General features: G+C 60.3%; 15 protein-coding genes and 1 pseudogene. 2 read left to right on the top strand and 14 right to left on the bottom strand.

Features of this window, described 5'->3' with window-relative positions; translation table 11 throughout:
* Positions 1–259 precede the first annotated feature (259 nt).
* The 3 genes and pseudogenes from ACTG20_RS18615 to ACTG20_RS18605 all read right to left on the bottom strand — a co-directional run bounded on the left by ACTG20_RS18615 (position 260) and on the right by ACTG20_RS18605 (position 3,411).
* Positions 260–814, bottom strand: a pseudogene (locus tag ACTG20_RS18615) (sugar O-acetyltransferase).
* Between the two features lie 164 nt (positions 815–978).
* Positions 979–1,857 (bottom strand): 50S ribosomal protein L11 methyltransferase, encoded by an 879-nt coding sequence (gene prmA / locus ACTG20_RS18610; RefSeq protein WP_194496607.1) that lies wholly within the window; start codon positions 1,855–1,857, stop codon positions 979–981.
* A 537-nt stretch (positions 1,858–2,394) separates the two neighbouring features.
* Entirely contained in the window at positions 2,395–3,411 is a 1,017-nt protein-coding gene (locus ACTG20_RS18605; RefSeq protein ID WP_194496606.1) for a zinc-binding alcohol dehydrogenase family protein, read from the bottom strand.
* 100 nt (positions 3,412–3,511) lie between these two features.
* Between ACTG20_RS18605 and ACTG20_RS18600 the strand changes: the two genes are divergently transcribed.
* Positions 3,512–4,384, top strand: a complete 873-nt coding sequence (locus ACTG20_RS18600; protein ID WP_005358412.1) for a LysR family transcriptional regulator — start codon at positions 3,512–3,514, stop codon at positions 4,382–4,384.
* Position 4,385: 1 nt separating this feature from the next.
* Here ACTG20_RS18600 and ACTG20_RS18595 read toward each other — a convergent pair whose 3' ends face one another.
* From ACTG20_RS18595 to acs, 7 genes are all read right to left on the bottom strand, one after another.
* The gene (locus ACTG20_RS18595; RefSeq protein ID WP_194496605.1) at positions 4,386–5,813 is read right to left on the bottom strand and encodes a PTS transporter subunit EIIC; all 1,428 of its coding nucleotides are present in this window, start codon (positions 5,811–5,813) and stop codon (positions 4,386–4,388) included.
* Positions 5,814–5,902: 89 nt separating this feature from the next.
* A complete protein-coding gene (panF, locus tag ACTG20_RS18590) occupies positions 5,903–7,360 on the bottom strand; it encodes a sodium/pantothenate symporter (RefSeq protein WP_194496604.1) in 1,458 nt (485 codons plus the stop codon).
* Complete coding sequence (locus ACTG20_RS18585) at positions 7,350–7,613, bottom strand: YhdT family protein (RefSeq protein WP_439987322.1); 264 nt, start codon at positions 7,611–7,613, stop codon at positions 7,350–7,352. The genes panF and ACTG20_RS18585 overlap by 11 nt, the downstream gene beginning before the upstream one ends.
* Before the next feature lie 207 nt (positions 7,614–7,820).
* Entirely contained in the window at positions 7,821–9,161 is a 1,341-nt protein-coding gene (gene accC / locus ACTG20_RS18580) for an acetyl-CoA carboxylase biotin carboxylase subunit (RefSeq protein WP_005338910.1), read from the bottom strand.
* Positions 9,162–9,176: 15 nt separating this feature from the next.
* Positions 9,177–9,635 carry an acetyl-CoA carboxylase biotin carboxyl carrier protein gene (gene accB / locus ACTG20_RS18575; protein ID WP_005338908.1) on the bottom strand — a complete coding sequence of 153 codons (459 nt, stop codon included), beginning with the start codon at positions 9,633–9,635 and terminating at the stop codon, positions 9,177–9,179.
* 36 nt (positions 9,636–9,671) lie between these two features.
* The gene (gene aroQ / locus ACTG20_RS18570) at positions 9,672–10,121 is read right to left on the bottom strand and encodes a type II 3-dehydroquinate dehydratase (RefSeq protein ID WP_005338907.1); all 450 of its coding nucleotides are present in this window, start codon (positions 10,119–10,121) and stop codon (positions 9,672–9,674) included.
* A gap of 288 nt (positions 10,122–10,409) precedes the next feature.
* Complete coding sequence (gene acs / locus ACTG20_RS18565) at positions 10,410–12,356, bottom strand: acetate--CoA ligase (protein ID WP_164536177.1); 1,947 nt, start codon at positions 12,354–12,356, stop codon at positions 10,410–10,412.
* Between the two features lie 167 nt (positions 12,357–12,523).
* Between acs and ACTG20_RS18560 the strand changes: the two genes are divergently transcribed.
* On the top strand, positions 12,524–12,805 hold the full coding sequence (locus ACTG20_RS18560; protein WP_225315392.1) for a hypothetical protein: 282 nt from the start codon (positions 12,524–12,526) through the stop codon (positions 12,803–12,805).
* Positions 12,806–12,862: 57 nt separating this feature from the next.
* Here ACTG20_RS18560 and ACTG20_RS18555 read toward each other — a convergent pair whose 3' ends face one another.
* The 4 genes from ACTG20_RS18555 to torA form a co-directional block, all read right to left on the bottom strand.
* Positions 12,863–15,307, bottom strand: coding sequence for a sensor domain-containing protein (locus ACTG20_RS18555; protein WP_440008063.1), 2,445 nt, complete (start codon positions 15,305–15,307; stop codon positions 12,863–12,865).
* A gap of 152 nt (positions 15,308–15,459) precedes the next feature.
* On the bottom strand, positions 15,460–15,828 hold the full coding sequence (locus ACTG20_RS18550; protein ID WP_042080620.1) for a hypothetical protein: 369 nt from the start codon (positions 15,826–15,828) through the stop codon (positions 15,460–15,462).
* A 7-nt stretch (positions 15,829–15,835) separates the two neighbouring features.
* Positions 15,836–16,504 (bottom strand): molecular chaperone TorD, encoded by a 669-nt coding sequence (torD, locus tag ACTG20_RS18545; protein WP_005358423.1) that lies wholly within the window; start codon positions 16,502–16,504, stop codon positions 15,836–15,838.
* Positions 16,505–16,603: 99 nt separating this feature from the next.
* A complete protein-coding gene (gene torA, locus ACTG20_RS18540) occupies positions 16,604–19,096 on the bottom strand; it encodes a trimethylamine-N-oxide reductase TorA (RefSeq protein ID WP_194496602.1) in 2,493 nt (830 codons plus the stop codon).
* Between the last annotated feature and the right edge of the window lie 18 nt (positions 19,097–19,114).

Genomic DNA, 19,114 nt, shown 5'->3' with positions numbered 1-19,114 from the left:
CCATAGCAGGTAATTATTTAAATAGTGCGATGTACCTCGCAATCCTGTTGTATTTCACTATGTAAAACGTTTGCGCATTCGCTAATATCTCCCTGCCAGTTTAGAAGGGCACTCCTTCTAATTTTTCTGCGATGAGAGTCGCAATTCCGTAGCACCTTTTAACAGCCCAACGTCTTCGTGACATTGGGCTTTATTTTTATGGGGTGTAGGGGCTGTTGTGAACTGATGGCGGCATCAAGATGCAGCCCGGTTGGCAGCCTTATGCCCTGTTTTTGGCTGGCAGGATCCGGGCAGGGTTGCCGACTACCCGAGCACCGGCCGGCACATCTTTGGTGACTACGGCGCCTGCGCCGACGATTGCCTCCCGCCCTATGGTGACGCCGGGCAGCAAGATGGCGCCGCCACCAATCCAGACCTTGTCTTCAATGGTGACCGGCAGCGCCGTCTCTGTGCCCTGAATCCTTTCGTCGGCCTCCAGTGCATGGGTTGCGGTATAGACCTGCACGTTTGGCCCAATCATCACATGGGCGCCGATGCGAATGGGGGCATTGTCCAGCAGGGTCGCCCCCATATTGATGTAGGAGTCCTTACCAAGCTAAATATGACGGCCATAGGTGCAGTAGAGGGGCGAGCAGATAAAGGCGTTCTCTGCCAGTTCGCCAATCAGCTCCGCCAGTAGTGCCCGCTGCTCTGTCTCCTCTTCCGCCTGATTGAAACGGCGATAGCGCCGTGCCGCCTCCCGGCGCAACTGGGCCAGCTCGGGTGCCATGCAGTTGTACGGTTGGCTGCTGATCATCTTCTGGTATTCGCTCATGGCAGGGCCTCAATAATGTGGAAGAACGATGTTAATCCCTCATTGGCCAGAGAAGCGTGAACCGTCCCCCAGAGTAGGAAAGGGGGGAGAAACAACAAGAGCACCCGCGGGTGCTCTTGTTTAATAAAGATGCTGACTTGCCGCCTTGAGAGCGGGAGCTATGTTTAGCCGTGCTTGCGGCCGGAGAGGCGGCACCACTCCTCCTTGACTGCGGTCGGGTCCATCTCGAACCACTGGCCGTAGATAGTTTCCAGTTCCGGGGCCTGGCTCTCCAGCACGCCGGAGAGGGCCATCAGGCTGCCCGGCTTGCCGTGGCCGGCGATAAGTGGAGCCAGTTCGCGCAGCGGGCCGGCCAGGATGTTGGCGACCACCACGTCCGCTTCGACATCTTGCGGCTGGTTGGCTGGCAGATAGAGCTCAATCTGGTCGGCGACGCCGTTGCGCGCGGCGTTATCGCGGCTGGCCTGAATGGCTTGCGGGTCGATGTCGATGCCGATAACGCGGGCGGCACCCAGTTTCAGGGCGGCGATGCCGAGAATGCCGGAGCCGCAACCAAAGTCGACCACGGTTTTACCGGTCAGATCCAGCCCGTCCAGCCACTGCAGGCAGAGGGCGGTGGTGGGGTGGGTACCGGTACCGAAGGCCAGACCCGGATCCAGCATGACGTTGACCGCATCGGGGTTCGGCACGTCGCGCCAGCTCGGGCAGATCCAGAGGCGCTCGCCAAACTGCATGGGATGGAAGTGATCCATCCACTCGCGCACCCAGTCCTTGTCCTCCAACTGCTCGACCTTGTAGCCGACATTTTCGCCGAAGATCTGCTGGAAGAAGGCGATGGTGGGGGCCGGATCGGTTTCGGCATCGAACAGACCCATCACTTCGGTCTCGCCCCAGAGCGGGGTTTCACCGGGCATGGGTTCGTAGACGGGCACATCCTTGGCATCCATAAAGGTCACCGCCTGGGCTCCACGCCCCAGCAGCATGTTGCTCACCTTGTCTGCGGTCTTGGCAGTGGCGTTGATTCGAATTTGTATCCAGGGCATGGCGTCGACTCTTCATAAATGTGAAACCGCGAGATTCTACCATCATGGGGCAGTGCTGTCGTGGTTTGCCCATGACGTGGAGGGATACGGGGGCTTTTGCCGGATTGGCACGGTTCCTGTATTGCTCTATGCAGGCGAAGACGACCGGTTTTCGCTGAACGCTTTGCTCAAGTTCCGTCATCTTTCACTGCCACCCTCGGGTGGCATTTTTTTATCTGCACTTGTTTGCCTGGTAAACAGTCTGCCAGATAAAAAAAGAGCAAGGTCGGCACCTTGCTCAAGGACGGGCTGGCGCCGTTTTGGCGCATTCATGCTGCTGTTGGCACGCCAGATGCAAAGACTTATATGTCCTGCATAAGGATATGTGTGTGATTGTTACCCCAATGTTCAGGTATTCAGGCCATTTCTCGCGAAATGGCCTCTTTTTTGGCTGATTGTCGGACGTTGGCCTGCCACAGGCAGTCATGAGTGCCGTTGGTTGTGCCCGTTTGGGGCATCTCCTTGGTGAACTTATCCCATCATGGTGCGTTGGAGGGCTTAGTTGGCAAAGCCGCTCATGTCGATCACCAGCTTGCCAACCATGCGGCCCGCCTCGACCTCGGCATGGGCCTGAGCCAGCGTGACCGGGGTCAGCGACGGGATGGTTCTGGTCAGGGTGGTCTGCAATAACCCTTCATCGACCAGTGCCGCCACCCGGCCGAGCAGGCGGTGCTGTTCGATCATGTCCGGCGTCTGGAACAGGGAGCGGGTGAACATGAACTCCTGGCTGAAGGTGACGCTCTTGCTCTTGAGCAGGGAGAGATCCCACGGCTCGCTCGATTCTGCGATGGTACAGATATGGCCAAACGGGCGGATCAGCCCGGCCATGGTGGCCCAGTGCTCGGCGGTGGCGTTGGTGCAGAAGATGGCATCGACCTGAGTGATGCCAAGGGCGGTCAGCTCCTCCTGCAACTTGTGGTGGTTTACGACCTGATGGGCGCCCATCTCGAAGCACCACTCGCGGCTCTCGGGGCGAGAGGCGGTCGCAATCACCTCCATACCGGTGAGCTGACGGGCCAGCTGGATGGCGATGGAGCCCACGCCACCGGCGCCGCCGATGATCAGCAGTTTGCCACGGCTTTCGCGGGTAAGAGCGAAGCGCTCGAACAGGGTCTCCCAGGCGGTGATGGCGGTGAGCGGCAGGGCGGCGGCCTCCACATCGCTCAAGCTGGTGGGGGCGATGGCGGCGATAAGCTCATCCACCAGTTGCAGGGCGCTGTTGCTGCCCGGGCGGCTGATATCGCCGGCATACCAGACCCGGTCGCCCGCCTTGAACAGGGTCACTTCGCTGCCGGTGGCGATCACTTCCCCCACCGCATCCCAACCCAGTACCCTGGGCGAGCTTTCAATTTTGGCCTTGGGGGAGCGCACCTTGGTATCCACCGGATTGACGGAGGTGGCAGTGATGCGCACCAGCAGATCCCGCGGACCCGGAACCGGATCGGGCAGGTTGGCGGCGATGAAGCAGTTGGGGTGGTCGCTTGGCAGATAGTGAGTCAGGGCAATGGCTTTCATGGTTTTTCCTTTCAAATCGCTGTGTTCGGGATTGCCACTCACTCTAGTCTGGTTGATTATCAAGATTAAGATGGGTAATCGGTAAAGACTGTTTGAATATATGAACAATGTCGATCTGGAGTTGATGGGACTGTTTGCCACCGTGGTGGAGCAGGGAAGCTTTACCCGAGCCGCCGAGCTGCTCGGTATGCCCAAGTCATCGGTGAGCCAGAAGATCTCGCGGCTCGAATCCCAGCTCGGGGTGCGGCTGTTGCAGCGTACCACTCGCAGGTTGAGCCTGACGCCGCAGGGGGAGCTCTATGTGGAGCACTGTCAGGGGCTGCTGGCACTGGCCCGCAGCGCCAATCTGGCGATGGCACGGCTGCGCTCGGCCCCGGCGGGGCGGGTGCGGATCACTGCCCCCGAGGCGACCGGTACTCTATTGCTTGGCCGGATCCTCGCCGAGTTTCGCGCCCTCTATCCCGAAGTGGTGCTGGAACTGACCCTGAGCGATGAACAGCTCGATCTGGTGGGGGAAGGTTATGATTTGGCGCTGCGGGCGGCGCCGCTGAAAGACTCCAGCCTTATCTGTCGGCGTATCGGTCAGGTGGCGCGTCATCTGGTGGCGGCACCCGCCTATCTGGCGGCCCACGGCATGCCGCAACAGCTGAGCGAGCTGGGCCGCTATGCCTGTCTGGTGCACTCGGCCATGCCGGTGTGGCCATTGCAAGAGGGAGGTTGGCGGCCACAGGGGGCCTGTGTCAGCAACAGCTTGCTGGCGCTGCGGGAGATGGCGCTTCATGACGGGGGGATTGCCCTGTTGCCCCACCATGTCTGTGAAGGGGATTTGGCGGCGGGGCGGCTGCAGAAGGTGTTGCCGGATCAGCCCATTCCGGCCAACCCGTTCTACCTAATCTATCCGAGTCGGGAGCATCTGGCCCCCGCCCTGCGCACCCTGATGGATTTCGTGGCCGAGCGGTTGCCGTTCGCCTGAGTTACCAGCTGCTCTGGCTGGCCGACTCCTGATTGGGTTTGAGGCCGAGGGGGACCGACTGGCGCTCCGCCAGCATGCGGATCTGCCCTTCAATCAGGCTGGCGCTGGGGCCCAGCACCAGCACCAGCTGGTGGTCGTTGAGCTGGATCCAGGAGAGGCAGCCCAGGCCCAGCAGGCGAGATTCATCCACCAGTGAAATATCGCGCACCCGCAGGCTGAGGCGGGTGATACAGACACTCATCGCCACCAGATTGTCCATCCCGCCCAGCACCTTGAGGTACTGGATCGCCAGCATCTGCGGGTCTGAGGGGGCAACGCTGGCAAGGCGCGGATGCTCCACTGCGATGGGCTTGCTCGGCATGCTGAGGGGGGCACGCTCCAGCAGTTGGTAAAAGAGCAGGCTGTAGGCGACGAAAAACAGTATACCGACCGGGATGAGCCAGAAGCTGTGCTCCCCTGCCTGATAGCTCAGCACCAGATCCAGCAGACCGGCGGAGAAGTAACTGCCCACCTTGATCCCCAGCCCGCTACAGACCGCCAGTGACAGTCCGGTCAGCAGGGCGTGGGCGAGAAACAGCCAGGGGGCGGTAAAGGCGAACAGAAACTCGATAGGCTCTGTGATACCCACCAGTGCCGAGGTGAGCGCCAGGGTGAGCAGCAGCCCGCCCTGCGGCAGCCGCTGCATCCGCTGGCGGTGCAGCCAGATGGCAAAACAGGCGCCCGGCAGGCCGAACATGATGATGGGGTAAAGACCGGCCACATACCCTTCATGAAGGGGTTGGGCGGTGGCCAGCGCCTGCAGGTTGCTCTCGCCAAGGCCGATGACGCTACCCAATACCTGATGGAGCCCGAGCGGGATCAGCAAGCGGTTGAGGGTGCCGTAGCAGAAGGCGCCAAACGGCGTGGTAAGCAGCTCGGAGGTGAGCAGGGTCAGCCCGCGCTCCAGTGGCGGCCACAGCAGCGAAAGGGGGATGGCGATCAGCAGGCAGGCCAAGGCCGACACCAGCAGGCTGGGAAACTCCCCCCTGGCGATCTGCAGCCAGCGGGGCAGGGTTTGCTGGTGTACCCAGGGGTAGATGATGGCGGTGGTGAGCCCCGCCAGCAGACCGCAGATCATGTCGGCGTGCAGGTTGGGGGCCAGCGTATTGAAGGCGGTGCTGAGCAGCAGGAAGTTGACCGCACCCGCCAGCGTCTGTCCGCCCAGCTCCTGTCGACTCAGGCCAAAGGCGATCGCCACCGCATAGATAAGCGGCATCTGGCTGAAGATCGCCTGACCGGTGAGGGAGAGCACCGCCAAATCGAGCACGTCGGGTTGCCCAAGCCGGTAGATCAACGCCGCCATCGGCAGGATGGAGACGGGCAGCAGCAGGGCATAACCGAGCCGCTGCAGGGCTTGAGTAACGACTTGTCGAGTGGCTTTAACGGGCATACAGCGGCTACGTTCTGTGACTTGGCGCACAGTTTAACCGGAAAACACCTATTTGGGGATAGTTTTGGAACCCCTAATTTATATTTTTATTATTTCTGCCCGAAAAGCTCGCGCACTTCCCGCGAGGGCGGTGCCGTCAGCAGGCTGACCGTGACAAAGACCACCAGCGCCAGCGTGAGGCTTGGCACGATGGCGTGCAGGCCAGCCAGCTTGATCCCCCACTGACTGAGTACCCCATAGCTGACGATGCCGCTGACCATGCTGGCCAGTGCGCCCGGGCCGTTGGCCCGTGACCAGTAGAGACCGAGCACCAGCGGCCAGAGGAACACCGCCTGCAGACCGCCAAAGGCGAGCAGGTTGAGCCAGATGATCATCTCGGGCGGTTGCAACGCCGCCAGCAGCACCAGGGTGCCGAGGATCAGGGTGCAGAGCAGGGAGAGGCGCGGAATGCGCACCTCCAGCTTCTCCTGCTTTGGACTCAGATAGTTGAGATAGAGATCCTTCACCAGAGTGGCGGAAGCCTGGATCAGCTGGGAGTCGATGGTGGACATGATGGCCGCCATTGGCGCCGCCAGAAAGACCCCGGCCAGCCAGGGTGGCAGCACTTCCATCATCAGGGAGGGCATGATCTTGTCCGGGCTGTCCATGCCCGGCAGGATGGCGCGGCCAAGGGCACCCGCCAGATGCATGCCAAACATCAGCAGGGCGCTGACCACGGTGCCGATCAGAATGCCACGATGGAGCGCCTTGCTGTCGCGATAACCAAAGCAGCGCAGCGCCGAGTGGGGCAGCCCCACCACCCCGACACAGACCAGGATCCAGAAGCTCAGCATAAAGGGCTGGGTCAGCATGTCGCCGGCCCCTTGCGGGCTCACCAGCTTGGGGTCGATCTCCCTGAGCTGGTGGATGAGGTTTGGCAAGCCGTCACCGGCGACCAGAATCCCCGCCAGCAGGGCGCCGGTGCCGATCAGCATGATGATCCCTTGAAGGGCATCGGTCATCACCACGGCGCGAAAACCGCCGATGATGGTGTAGAGCAGCACGCAGCTGGCAAACAGCATCAGCCCCTGCTGGTAGGAGAGGCCGGTGGCGGTCTCCAGCAGGCGGGCACCGCCGATGAATTGCACCACCATAGTCGCGATAAAGGCGAGGATGATAGTAACGGAGCCGAGGATCACCACCGCCTTGCTCTGGTAGCGGGCCCACAGCATGTCGTTGATGGTCACCGCATTGACCCGGCGGGCGATGATGGCGAACTTCTTGCCAAGCACCCCCAGAGTGAGCCAGACGGTGGGCAGCTGGATCATCGCCAGCAACACCCAGCCCAGACCGATCTTGTAGGCCGCGCCCGGCCCGCCGATGAAAGAGGAGGCCGAGGTGTAGGTGGCCACTAGCGTCATCGCCAGCACCAGCCCGCCCATGCTGCGGTTGCCGATGAAGTACTCCTGGACGAAGTTGCCTTCAGCTCTATGACGGCTGGCCCAGAAACCCACCCCCAGCACCAGCACCAGATAGATGAAGAGCGGCAGCATCAACTCAAGATTCATGGGATGACTCCTTGCCGGAAGGGGAGTGGGTATCGAGGGGGATCTCCACAAACAGCCGGTTCACCATCAGTGCGCAGAGCAGAATGAACAGCAGCGGCATCACCATGCAACTGAGCAGGAACCACAGCGGCAGCCCCCACAACTCCAGCTGGAGCGGGATAAAATAGGCGGTGCCATACCAGGCAAAGAAGTTGAGCAGGGTCAGCAGCAGGCAGAAAGCTGCTTCCCGGCGGGCGAGAGCAAAACGGTTCACCTTGGCCTCCGACAAATTTGAGGGGCGCAAGGATAACAAAAAAGGGCCATGTCGCCATGGCCCTTTTTCAGCAGAGGCTCCTTGCGGAGCAGACTTCCATCGGAAGTCCGGTCTCTATCAGAGATCCTTACAGACCCAACTTCTTGTGCAGATAGTGGGCGTTGGTACTGCCACCGTGCAATGTCATCGGGTCTCTATCAGCGATCCTTACAGACCTAACTTCTTGTGCAGATAGTGGATATTGGTGCCACCGTGCTGGAAGTTTTCGTCTTTCATGATCTCTTTTTGCAACGGTACGTTGGTCTTGATCCCTTCCACCACCAGCTCGTCCAGCGCATGGCGCATGCGGGCGATGGCAATGTCACGATTCTCGCCGTAGCAGATCAGCTTGCCGATCATCGAATCGTAGTGGGGCGGTACCTTGTAACCGGCATAGATGTGGGAGTCCCAACGCACGCCCAGACCACCCGGCGCGTGGAAGCGCTGCACCAGACCCGGAGAGGGCATGAAGGTGGCCGGATCTTCGGCGTTGATCCGGCACTCGATGGCATGGCCACGGATGCGGATATCCTGCTGGGTGATCGACAGGGGCTGACCGGCGGCGATGCGCAGCTGCTCCTTGATCAGATCGATACCGGTGACCATCTCGGTGACCGGATGCTCAACCTGAATACGGGTGTTCATCTCGATGAAATAGAACTCGCCGTTCTCGTACAGGAACTCGAAAGTACCCGCGCCGCGGTAGCCGATCTCGATACAGGCGCGCACACAGCGCTCGCCGATGAACTTGCGCATCTCGGCGGTGATGCCGGGCGCCGGCGCCTCTTCCACCACTTTCTGGTGGCGACGCTGCATGGAGCAGTCACGCTCGCCCAGATAGAGGGCGTTGCCCTGGCCGTCTGCCAACACCTGAATTTCAATGTGGCGCGGGTTTTCCAGGTACTTCTCCATGTAGACCATGTCGTTCTTGAAGAACTGGCCTGCTTCGGATTTGGTCAGCGCGATGGCGCCCGCCAGTTCCGCTTCATTGCGCACCACGCGCATACCGCGACCACCACCGCCACCGGCGGCCTTGATGATCACCGGATAGCCGATGCGCTTGGCAATGGCGGCGTTGTGCTTGGCATCGTTGTCGACGGGGCCGTCAGAGCCCGGTACACACGGTACGCCCGCTTTCTTCATCGCTTCGATGGCGGAGACCTTGTCACCCATCAGGCGAATGGTCTCGGCGCGCGGGCCGATGAAGATGAAGCCGGATTTTTCGACCACTTCGGCGAAATCGGCGTTCTCGGAGAGGAAGCCGTAACCCGGGTGGATGGCCACGGCACCGGTTACCTCGGCGGCGGCGATGATGGCCGGGACGTTGAGGTAGGATTCGGTACTGGCCGGTCTGCCGATACAGATGGATTCGTCGGCCAGCAGCACATGTTTGAGCTCCCGGTCGGCGGTGGAGTGAACGGCCACTGTCTTGATCCCGAGCTCTTTACAGGCGCGCAGGATCCGCAGGGCAATTTCACCGCGGTTGGCGATGACTACTTTGTCCAACATGGGTGGCGATTTCCCTTATTCGATGATGAACAGCGGCTCGTCAAATTCGACGGCCTGACCATTTTCAACCAGGATCGCTTTGATCACACCGGCCTTGTCAGACTCGATTTGGTTCATCATTTTCATGGCTTCGACGATGCACAGGGTGTCGCCGACATTGACTTGCTGACCCACTTCCGCGAACGGCTTGGCATCCGGGCTGGAGGAGCGGTAGAAGGAGCCAACCATCGGGGAGCGCATCAGGTGACCGCTCGGGGCGGCATCTGCGGCCGGTGCGGCGGCAACCGGGGCGGCAGCGGCAGGTGCGGCAACCGGAGCGGCTTGCTGCATCATCATCTGCGGCATGGCGGTGGTCACCTGACCGGAGAAGTTGCGGCTGATGCGAACGGACTCTTCACCTTCGGAGATCTCCAGTTCGGCGATGCCGGACTCTTCAACCAGTTCAATCAGCTTCTTGATTTTGCGGATATCCATTAGCATTCTCTTTCTTCTTTATCTGATCAGTGATTATCAAGCCGCGCGCAGATGGTGCACGGCCGCGGTTAAAGCGAATTGGTAGCCATCGGCCCCCAGACCACAAATGACCCCTTTGGCGACATCAGACAGATAGGAGTGATGACGGAACGGCTCCCTGGCATGGACGTTTGACAGGTGAACCTCGATAAAAGGGATGGCGACACCCAGCAGCGCATCGCGAATGGCGACGCTGGTGTGGGTGAAGGCGGCTGGATTGATGATGATAAAATCCACCTGGCCCATGGCCTGATGGATGCGGCCGACCAACTCATGTTCGGCATTGGATTGCAGATGTTCCAGAGTGACACCGAGTTCGCTGGCGTTAAGCTTCAGATCGGCGACGATCTCATCAAGCGTCTTGCTGCCGTAGATACCCGGTTCCCGTTTGCCCAGCAGATTCAGGTTTGGTCCGTTGAGCAGGAGAATTCGGTGATTTTGCGACATATTGAGTACATCCTCGATGATAATGCTGCTATCTATCAGCTATCTTGTGGACTACCAGAAATCTAGCCATTTTCTGCGCAAATCGGTGTGCCCTGGCACACAGATTTCGCAATTATATTGATTTCGTGAAAATTAGCAGCATTTTACTGGTCTAATCTCTACATCTGGCTATTTATTGCACGTTTCGACCTGAGATACTTCGTCGCCGCCACCTTGCTGTTTGCTGGCAGATAAGAAACGACAAAGCCGGCACAGGGCCGGCTTTGTTGAGCAACAAACGAAGCGGGATCAGGCTGCTTCCGACTTCTCGCGGATGAGTTTGTCTACTACCCCCGGATCCGCCAGGGTGGAGATATCCCCCAGGCTGTCGGTCTCGCCGGTGGCGATCTTGCGCAAGATGCGGCGCATGATCTTGCCGGAACGGGTCTTCGGCAGCCCCTCCGCCCAGTGAATGACATCCGGAGTGGCGATGGCGCCAATCTCCTTGCGCACCCACTCCTTCACCTCTTTATGCAGCTCGCGGCTTGGCTCTTCCCCGGCGATCAGGGTGACATAGGCATAGATGCCCTGACCCTTGATCTCGTGAGGAACCCCCACCACCGCGGCTTCAGCGATCTTGGGATGGGCCACCAGCGCCGATTCAATTTCGGCGGTACCCATGCGGTGGCCGGAGACGTTCAGTACATCATCCACCCGACCGGTAATCCAGTAGTAGCCGTCCTCGTCGCGACGGGCACCGTCGCCGGTGAAGTAGCGGCCCGGGAAGGTGGAGAAGTAGGTCTGCTCGAACCGCTCGTGATCGCCGAATACGGTGCGCATCTGACCCGGCCAGGAGTCGGTGATCACCAGATTGCCCTCGGTGGCCCCCTCCAGCGGCTCGCCCATGTTGTCCACCAGCGCAGGTTGCACCCCGAAGAAGGGACGGGTTGCAGAGCCCGGTTTCAGATCGGTGACGCCGGGCAGCGGCGTAATCAGGATGCCGCCGGTCTCGGTTTGCCACCAGGTATCGACAATGGGGCAGCGCTCATCACCAATGGTGCGGTAGTACCACTCCCAGGCTTCCGGGTTGATGGGTTCACCCACCGAACCCATGATGCGCAGGCTCTGGCGTGACGTGCCGGTGACCGCTTCGTTACCCTTGGCCATCAGGGCGCGGATGGCGGTAGGGGCGGTATAGAGGATGGTGACCTGGTGCTTGTCCACCACCTGACTCATGCGGTTGGTGGCAGGGTAATTGGGCACCCCTTCGAACATGATGGTGGTGGCACCGTTGGCAAGCGGCCCGTATACCAGATAGGAGTGACCAGTGACCCAGCCCACATCGGCGGTACACCAGTAGATATCCTCTTCGTGGTAGTCGAACACATATTTGAAGGTGAGGGTGGCATAGACCAGATAGCCGCCGGTGGTGTGCAGCACCCCTTTGGGTTTGCCGGTGGAGCCGGAGGTATAGAGGATAAAGAGCGGATCTTCGGCGTTCATCGCCTCGGGCGGGCAGTCGCTGCTGACGGCGGCGGTCGCTTCATGCCACCAGATGTCGCGGTGGTTGTGCCAGGCGACATTGCCGCCGGTGCGCTTGAGTACGATCACCTTGTTGACCTGGGTATCCGGGTTGGTGAGCGCTTCATCCACATTCTTCTTCAGCGGCACCGGACGGCCACCACGCAGCCCCTCGTCGGCGGTGATCACGATGCGCGAGCCCGAGTCGATGATGCGGCCGGCCAGCGCTTCTGGCGAGAAGCCGCCGAATACGATGCTGTGTACCGCGCCGATGCGGGTACAGGCCAGCATGGCGATGGCGGCTTCGGGCACCATGGGCATATAGAGGCAGACCACGTCGCCGCGGTGAACCCCTTGTGCTTTCAAGACGTTGGCAAACTTGCACACTTCGCTGTGCAACTCGCGGTAGGTGAGTTTGCGATCTTCGGCAGGGTTGTCCCCTTCCCAGATGATGGCGACCTTGTCACCTCGTTCGGCGAGATGGCGATCGAGACAGTTGGCCGAGACGTTGAGCTGGCCATCTTCAAACCATTTGATGGAGACATGGCCCGGATCGTAGGAGGTGTTCTTGACCTTGGTATAGGGTTTCATCCAGTCGAGAATTTTTCCCTGCTCTCCCCAGAAGGTATCGGGATCCTCGACGGAGGCCTGATACATGGCGGCGTAGTCGCCCTTGTCGAGCAGTGCATTGCTGCTGATGTGGGGTTTGACCGGGTAGACCTTGCTCTCGCTCATCACTCACTCCTTTGAATAGATCTTTTAATGGTTTCTTAACAACTTATACCTTTGGTTGCGGGGGGCAATTAGACTTTTGGATAGGCGGCAACAGTTGGTTACAGGACAAAGGGTGACAATTAATTGGTGGTTGAGTAAAAGGGGGCCGTGTCGATTAATTGGAGGTCATGATGTTTTCTCTGTTGCTCTGTGCATCCCTTTGGCAGTTTGATGCGCCAGTGCCCGCTGGCGAACCTCCGAAAGAGTTTGCGATCACCCATCAGGAGGCCTCACCTGCGCTGCGGGATCGGGTGGCTGATCAGCTTGGTCATGCATGGCAGGCCAAAGAGCCCGGAACCAGACTCACCTTCAGCGAGCCAGCTCCCCGTTATGCTGGCGAATCACCGCTGACGCGCATGCTCAATGATCGTGATGATGGTTGGGAATCCCGCTTGCAGATTGAGTGGTAATTAGGTCGGCCGCCAGGAGGCGGATGCCTCCCGGCTGGTGATGATGATTGCCTGCCGCTATGAGGCGTAGCGTTGATGCAGGCGATCTCCCATATGTTCGACATGCAGTGGTTTGCTGAACAGATAACCCTGTCCTTCACCGCAGTTGAGTGATTGCAAGAAGGCATGTTGTGCCTTGGTTTCAATCCCTTCGGCGGTGACCTCCATATCCAGACTGTCTGCCAGATTGATGATGGTGCGGCAGAGCTCCCGACTGTTCTTGTCTTCCGGTAATGCCTGCACAAACGCCCGGTCGATCTTGATGCGATCGATCGGCAGGGTCTTGAGCAGGCTCAGTGACGAGAAGCCGGTGCCAAAGTCATCGATGGCAATCTGCACGCCGAGATTTTTCAGGCGGGTAAAGAGATCCAGACTCTGTTCGACCCGCTGGATGATGCTCTCCGTCACTTCAATCTCCAGCCGTTCTGGCGGAAATCCGGTCTCGGCCAGAATAGCGGCGACCCGTTCAACGTAGCCCGGGGAGCGCATCTCCCGTACCGACACATTGACCGACAAGCGGGGCACCGGCAGTCCGGCGGCCAGCCAGTTTTGTCCCTGCTCACAGGCGTTGCGCATCACCCACTCCCCAATTTTCTCGATCAGGCCGCACTCCTCCGCCACCGGAATAAAACGGGTCGGCGCTATCATCCCCTCATTGGGATGCTGCCAGCGCAGCAGGGCTTCCAGTCCACTCAGGTGGCCGTTGGCCAGATTGGTCATGGGTTGATAGAAGATGCAGAGCTGTTCGAGCTCCAGGGCCTTGAGCAGGCCCTGCTCAATCTGCATCCGCTCGCGGGCTCGAGCCGCCATGCAGGGGGTATAGAACTGGAAGCCGTTGCGCCCCTGACTTTTCGCCTCGTACATGGCGCTGTCGGCGGCGCTGACCAGGGTTTCCGGGCTGTCTGCATGATCCGGATAGATGGCGATACCGATACTTGCCGAGATTGCCACCAGCTCATGGGCCAGCTCAACCGGTTCACGCAACACGGTCAGCAGGGTATTGGCCAGGGTTGCCAGCTCGTCAGGCTCCTCCAGATAGGGGATCAGCACCAGAAACTCGTCTCCCCCGAGGCGGGTCGCCAGATCGTTGTGCTGCAGGCAGCCGCGGATCCGCTCTGCCAGCCGCTTGAGCAGCTCATCGCCAACTCCGTGGCCCAGGCTGTCGTTGATCAGCTTGAAGCCATCCAGATCGATAAAGAGCAGCCCCAACCGTTTGCGATTGAGCTGCGCGGTTTTCAGCTCAAGGGCCAGCCGCTCCTGCAACAGATGACGATTGCCCAGCTCGGTCAGGGGATCGTGATAGGCAAGGTGATTCAGCTCGGCCTCCACCTTGCGAATGGCGCTGATGTCGGAGAGGGCGATCACATAGTGAGTGGTGTTGTTGAAGTTGTCATAGACAGCGCTGATCTGCTGCCAGGAGGAGAAGTAGCTGCCATCCTTGCGCAGACAAACCATCTCGCCATGCCAGGCGTTGTTGCCGGGGCGCAGGTGATACCAGGGATAGTCGAGGTCGGTGTAGCGCCTGGGATGCATGATGATATCCGGGGTGCGGCCTATCACCTCCTCGGCATTGTATTGGGTCAGCATGGTGAAGGCCGGGTTGACCGACAGAATATGGTGCTCGCTGTCGAGGATGATGATCCCCTCGGCCGTGGTATCGAATACCACGTTGGCCTGATGGAGCCGCTCCTCCTGACGGCGGCGGGCGGTGGCATTGTGAATGACTCCCATGACTCGGTGGCCGACCGACTCGGTGGCGGGGACATGGTCGGCATGAATATCGACCCAGTGGCGCTCGTTGAGCGCGGTGAGGTAGCTCAGGGTGAGATGGATGGGGTCATGACTTTGCAGGGCGGCCTTGAGCTGGCTGCCGGATTCCGGTTCAAAACAGTCGACGAACGCTTGCAGCCCGCCGTAGAACTGGTTGGCCTCGATGCCCAGCAGCGGCTCAATCTGGCCGTCGAACAGCAGTCTGTCCTCCGCCACGTGCCATTCCCACACCCCGATTTGGGCTGCTCGCATTGCCAGCTGCAGCCGTTGTTCGGTTTCGTACTGCTCGGTGATGTCCCGCACGATGGCGAGGATACCGTTCAGTTCCCCTTTCTCATCACGCATCGGGCTGTAGGTGGCCTGAAAGCGGCGGGAGCTGCTGTCGTACGCCGCGGTTTGGCCCGTGATGGCGATATCCACGTAGGGCATGCCGCTTCGCATGATCTGCTGAAACATGGGCTCCAGAGTCGGTGCCAGCTTGGGAACCACCTCTCTGAGGTGCTTACCCTGATGCTCCTCGATGCTTTTGCCATTGATGTCGGCCAGCACCTGATTGACTTTACGGTAGCGAAATTCGCAGTCAAAGACGCCGATGCCCAGAGGGGCATTATCCATCAGCTGTTCCAGGACGGTGTGATCTGACAGCTGGGTCAACATTGCCTCGGTGTCGGCGTTGAAAAGCTTCCCATCCATGATGACCTCGGCATTGATTGTTTTATCACTTGCATCAGTTGTCAGTATGGCACGAACTGTTTGGCCGGGAGTCAAGCGGAGTTATCTGGTTGTTTTGACGGCAAGAATAGGCAGAAAAACCTGATAAAAAGGATGGAAAAAGGGGCGAGTGGTTATCCCTTCTGGCGACCAAACGCCTGAATACCGCGCACAAATACCAGCCAGCCGAGCAGATGGAACGGGAGGGCAAGCAGATAGAGCAGCAGGAAGTGCGACTCGCTGCCGCTGCTGTTGATGAAGTCGATCCAGGCGGCCAGCAGCGCCAGCATGCCGGCGATCTGGAAGCGGCGGCGCAACACCACCTCGACGCCGAGATTGGCAAGGTAGAGGGTGAGCAGGATGCCGGCAAAGCCGGTGAGCTGGGCGGTGCCGTAGAGCTCGCGATCCGGGTTGAACAGCAGCGCAATCAGGGGAGTAATGCCCTGATCCAGCGGGATCAGGGCCAGTAGCCAGCATGCAATCAGAAGCAGGGCTGTCTTCATCGCGGCCTCAGTCGGCAGACGGTGCCGGTTTGACCAGAGAGAGGTAGTTGGCATCCATCTTGAGGAAGACCCCCAGCAGACGGGCACTGGCGCCGTAGAAGCCAAACCGGTCGGCGGCGCGACAGGCGCTTTCGAACTTGTCGAACCAGCCAAGCAGATGGCCGTGCAGCAGCGCTTCCTGCTCGTCGAGCCAGCGTTCCCGCTCGGCCGCGCTCTTGGCTTCCGCCGCGCGGATGATGAGATTGCCCATCAGATCCAGCTCGATGGCCAGATGGTCGGCAGGCTCTTTGTATTTATCGCTGACATTGATGCCGAGGCGATCGAGGCGGGCCTGCATCTCGGCCATCGGGGCCTGCATCAGTAGCTTGGCATCGCCGCGGTAGAGCGATTCGTAGGGCAGGGCGCCCTGTTTGGGATCCACCAGAAACAGGCCGGCGAAGTCGGCGGCCAGTTCCAGCTGGCGATCCGGGCGCACCAGCAGGCGGGCGATGGCATCGTTGAGTTCGGCCACGGCTTCACGCATCGGATCCAGGGTGGAGAGGCTTTTCAGGAAGCTTCGCACATCATAGGTGTCATATTCGGCGATCTGCTCATCACTGAGTTCGGCGGCGAACAGGGTGGAGAACCACCAGTAGAGTTCGGCCCGGCGTTCGCTGGTAGCCATAAATTCCTGCATTTTTCCTCCGTGGATGGCAATCGGGAGCCTTGATGGCTCCCGATTCTAACGACTTTAAAAATAAAGGAAACTCAAGGGGGTGCTTTCGTCCCCCCGGGGTCAGAGTGCCGGGAACATGGGGTCGATGCCCTTTGCCGATTCCGGCGCGCCGAAGGCAGTGACTGCCGGTGCCTGTCCGCGGAACTTCTCGATCTCCACCAGCGCGGTATGGGCCGTGGTGGCCTGCGCCAGGCTGGAAGAGCCGATGTCGGCGGTCAGCACGTTGGGATCGCCGTAGGTACAGAGAGTCCCTACCTTGCCACCCTCTTGCGGCCCATACCAGGCTCCTTCCTGAATGCGCACCACGCCGGGGGCGTAGTCATCGCTTACCACCAGACCGGCCAATACCTGACCGCGACCGTTGAACACCCGCACCAGATCGCCGTCCTTGAGGCCGCGGGATTTGGCATCCTGCGGATTCATATAGACAGGCTCGCGACCCTGCACCGTGTAGGTGGCTCGGTAGTTGTCGGAGGAGCAGAGCTGGCTGTGCAGCCGTTTGTCCGGGTGGCAGGATTGCAGGTGCAGCGGGTACTGTTTGCTGCCCGGCCCGCCGTGAGAGCGCTCGTAGGGTTCGATCCAGACCGGGTGGCCCGGGCAATCCCCATAGCCGTAGTCGGCGATGGTCTTGGAGTAGATCTCGATAAGGCCAGACGGGGTGCCCAGCGGCTCCAGATCCGGCTCCTGACGGAACGACTCGTGACGTACCCAGGGTTGGCCCGCCGGGAAGGTGACGAAGCCTTCGCCGTGCCAGAACTGGCTGAAACGGGGTAGTCGAATGCCGATGCCGCGACCCTGCAGGCGGGCGTCGTCATAGATGCTCTGGATCCACTCCAGCTTGCTCTTGCCACCGGTGAATTCGGCCTCGCGACCGAAGCGACGGCAGAGATCAGCAAAGATGTCGTAGTCATCCCGCGCCTCGAACAGCGGCTCCACTACCTTGTACATGGCCAGAATGCCCGCGTTGGAGTGAGAACCCCACTGCTCGATGTCATCCCGCTCATAGGTGGTGGTGGCGGGCAGCACGATATCGGCAAAGCGGCAGCTGGCGGTCCACTGGTGATCGATGCTGACCACGGTTTCCAGCTTGCGCCAGGCAGCGACCATCTTGTTGCGATCCTGCTGGTGATGGAACGGGTTGTTTCCGCAGAACACCGCCATCTTCATGTGGGGGTAGGTGATGGTCTGGCCGTTGAAGGCGATCTGCTTGCCTGGATTGAGGATGCAGTCGACGAAACGGGCCACCGGAATGAATTTGGAGTAGCCCTTCCAGTTGCCATCATGGAGCGGTTTGACCCCGGGAATGACCGAGCTGAAACCGGACATGATGGGGCCGCTGGAGGTGATGGTGCCCGCCCCGTTGTAGTGCCAGCCAAAGCCGTAACCGCCCCCCGGCAGGCCGATCTGACCAAGCATCGAGGCCAGTACCACCAGCATCCAGGCGTACTGCTCGCCGTGGTGCATGCGTTGCACGCACCAGCCGCCGATAAGCTGGGTGCGGCCGCTGCTCATGGTACGGGCCAGCTCGCGGATGGTCTCGGCAGGGATGCCACAGATGGTGGCGGCCCACTCGGCATCCTTCACCTGACCATCGCTGGTGCCCAGCAGGTAGGGCAGGAACTTGTCAAAACCGGTGGTGTAGTTCTTCAGGAACGCCTCGTCGTGGCGCTTCTCGCTGTAGAGGGTGTGGGCGATGCCCAGCATCAGCGGTACGTCGGTTTGCGGATTCAGGGTCACCTGATCGCAATTGAGGTACTTCTGGGTCTTGGATTTGACCGGGTCGACACTGATCACCCGGATCTCGCCCTTGGCCACCTTCTCTTTCAGCTGTGCCCAGTAGTCGTAGACGCTGTGATCCGGCACCAGCCAGCCCACCTGCAGGTTCTTGATGGGATCGGAGCCCCAGATGACGATGGTCTTGCTGTGTTCCAGCACCAGCGGCCAGGAGGTCTGCTGCTCATACACCTCCATGGCGCCCGCCACGTGGGGCAGGATCACCTGGGCGGCACCGGTGGAGTAGTCACCGGCCTTGGCCAGAAAGGTGCCGTGCAGGTTCATGGCGCGCCCCAGCATGGCGCCAGCGGAGTGCAGCTTGCCCACCGACTGCCAGCCGGAGTGGCCGGCATAGAGGGCGCTCGGGCCATAGGTCTTCTGCACCCGCTCCAGCTCGTGATAGAAGAAGTCCAGCGCTTGTGACCAGGTGACCCGCACGAAGCGGTTTTGGCCGCGTTCGCTGGTGTCGGACTGGTGGCCCTTGCGCAGCCAGTCCAGTCGCACCATGGGGTAGCGGATGCGAGAGGGGTTGTAGACCACTTCACTCAAGGCCTTGAGCATGTCGGTGGGGTGCTTGTCATGCTCGAACGGCAGGGTCTCGACCCAGCGTCCATCGACCACCCGGGCCCGGAAGGCGCCCCAGTGGGAGCCGGACTGCACCAGTTTTTCGCCGGACTCGGCGGCCATCACGGCGCGACCGAGCAGGGAGGGGCCTATCAGGGCAGAGGCACCGCTGGCCAGCAAGCCACCCAGAAAACCACGACGGGAAATATTGATCATCTTGTTATTCCTCTTTCG

Origin of the sequence: Aeromonas sp. 84A, from assembly GCF_051919345.1 — a bacterium.
GTDB lineage: Bacteria > Pseudomonadota > Gammaproteobacteria > Enterobacterales > Aeromonadaceae > Aeromonas > Aeromonas veronii.
The sequence above is the reverse complement of the archived record's forward strand: the minus strand, read 5'-3'. Positions and strand labels throughout refer to the sequence as shown.

What these genes read in the sequence shown, in the direction of transcription:
- prmA (WP_194496607.1), bottom strand. Translation starts at nt 1,857, where the DNA reads ATGCCCTGGATACAAATTCGAATCAACGCCACTGCCAAGACCGCAGAC.
- ACTG20_RS18605 (WP_194496606.1), bottom strand. Translation starts at nt 3,411, where the DNA reads ATGAAAGCCATTGCCCTGACTCACTATCTGCCAAGCGACCACCCCAAC.
- ACTG20_RS18600 (WP_005358412.1), top strand. Translation starts at nt 3,512, where the DNA reads ATGAACAATGTCGATCTGGAGTTGATGGGACTGTTTGCCACCGTGGTG.
- ACTG20_RS18595 (WP_194496605.1), bottom strand. Translation starts at nt 5,813, where the DNA reads ATGCCCGTTAAAGCCACTCGACAAGTCGTTACTCAAGCCCTGCAGCGG.
- panF (WP_194496604.1), bottom strand. Translation starts at nt 7,360, where the DNA reads ATGAATCTTGAGTTGATGCTGCCGCTCTTCATCTATCTGGTGCTGGTG.
- accC (WP_005338910.1), bottom strand. Translation starts at nt 9,161, where the DNA reads ATGTTGGACAAAGTAGTCATCGCCAACCGCGGTGAAATTGCCCTGCGG.
- accB (WP_005338908.1), bottom strand. Translation starts at nt 9,635, where the DNA reads ATGGATATCCGCAAAATCAAGAAGCTGATTGAACTGGTTGAAGAGTCC.
- aroQ (WP_005338907.1), bottom strand. Translation starts at nt 10,121, where the DNA reads ATGTCGCAAAATCACCGAATTCTCCTGCTCAACGGACCAAACCTGAAT.
- acs (WP_164536177.1), bottom strand. Translation starts at nt 12,356, where the DNA reads ATGAGCGAGAGCAAGGTCTACCCGGTCAAACCCCACATCAGCAGCAAT.
- ACTG20_RS18560 (WP_225315392.1), top strand. Translation starts at nt 12,524, where the DNA reads ATGATGTTTTCTCTGTTGCTCTGTGCATCCCTTTGGCAGTTTGATGCG.
- ACTG20_RS18555 (WP_440008063.1), bottom strand. Translation starts at nt 15,307, where the DNA reads ATGGATGGGAAGCTTTTCAACGCCGACACCGAGGCAATGTTGACCCAG.
- ACTG20_RS18550 (WP_042080620.1), bottom strand. Translation starts at nt 15,828, where the DNA reads ATGAAGACAGCCCTGCTTCTGATTGCATGCTGGCTACTGGCCCTGATC.
- torD (WP_005358423.1), bottom strand. Translation starts at nt 16,504, where the DNA reads ATGCAGGAATTTATGGCTACCAGCGAACGCCGGGCCGAACTCTACTGG.
- torA (WP_194496602.1), bottom strand. Translation starts at nt 19,096, where the DNA reads ATGATCAATATTTCCCGTCGTGGTTTTCTGGGTGGCTTGCTGGCCAGC.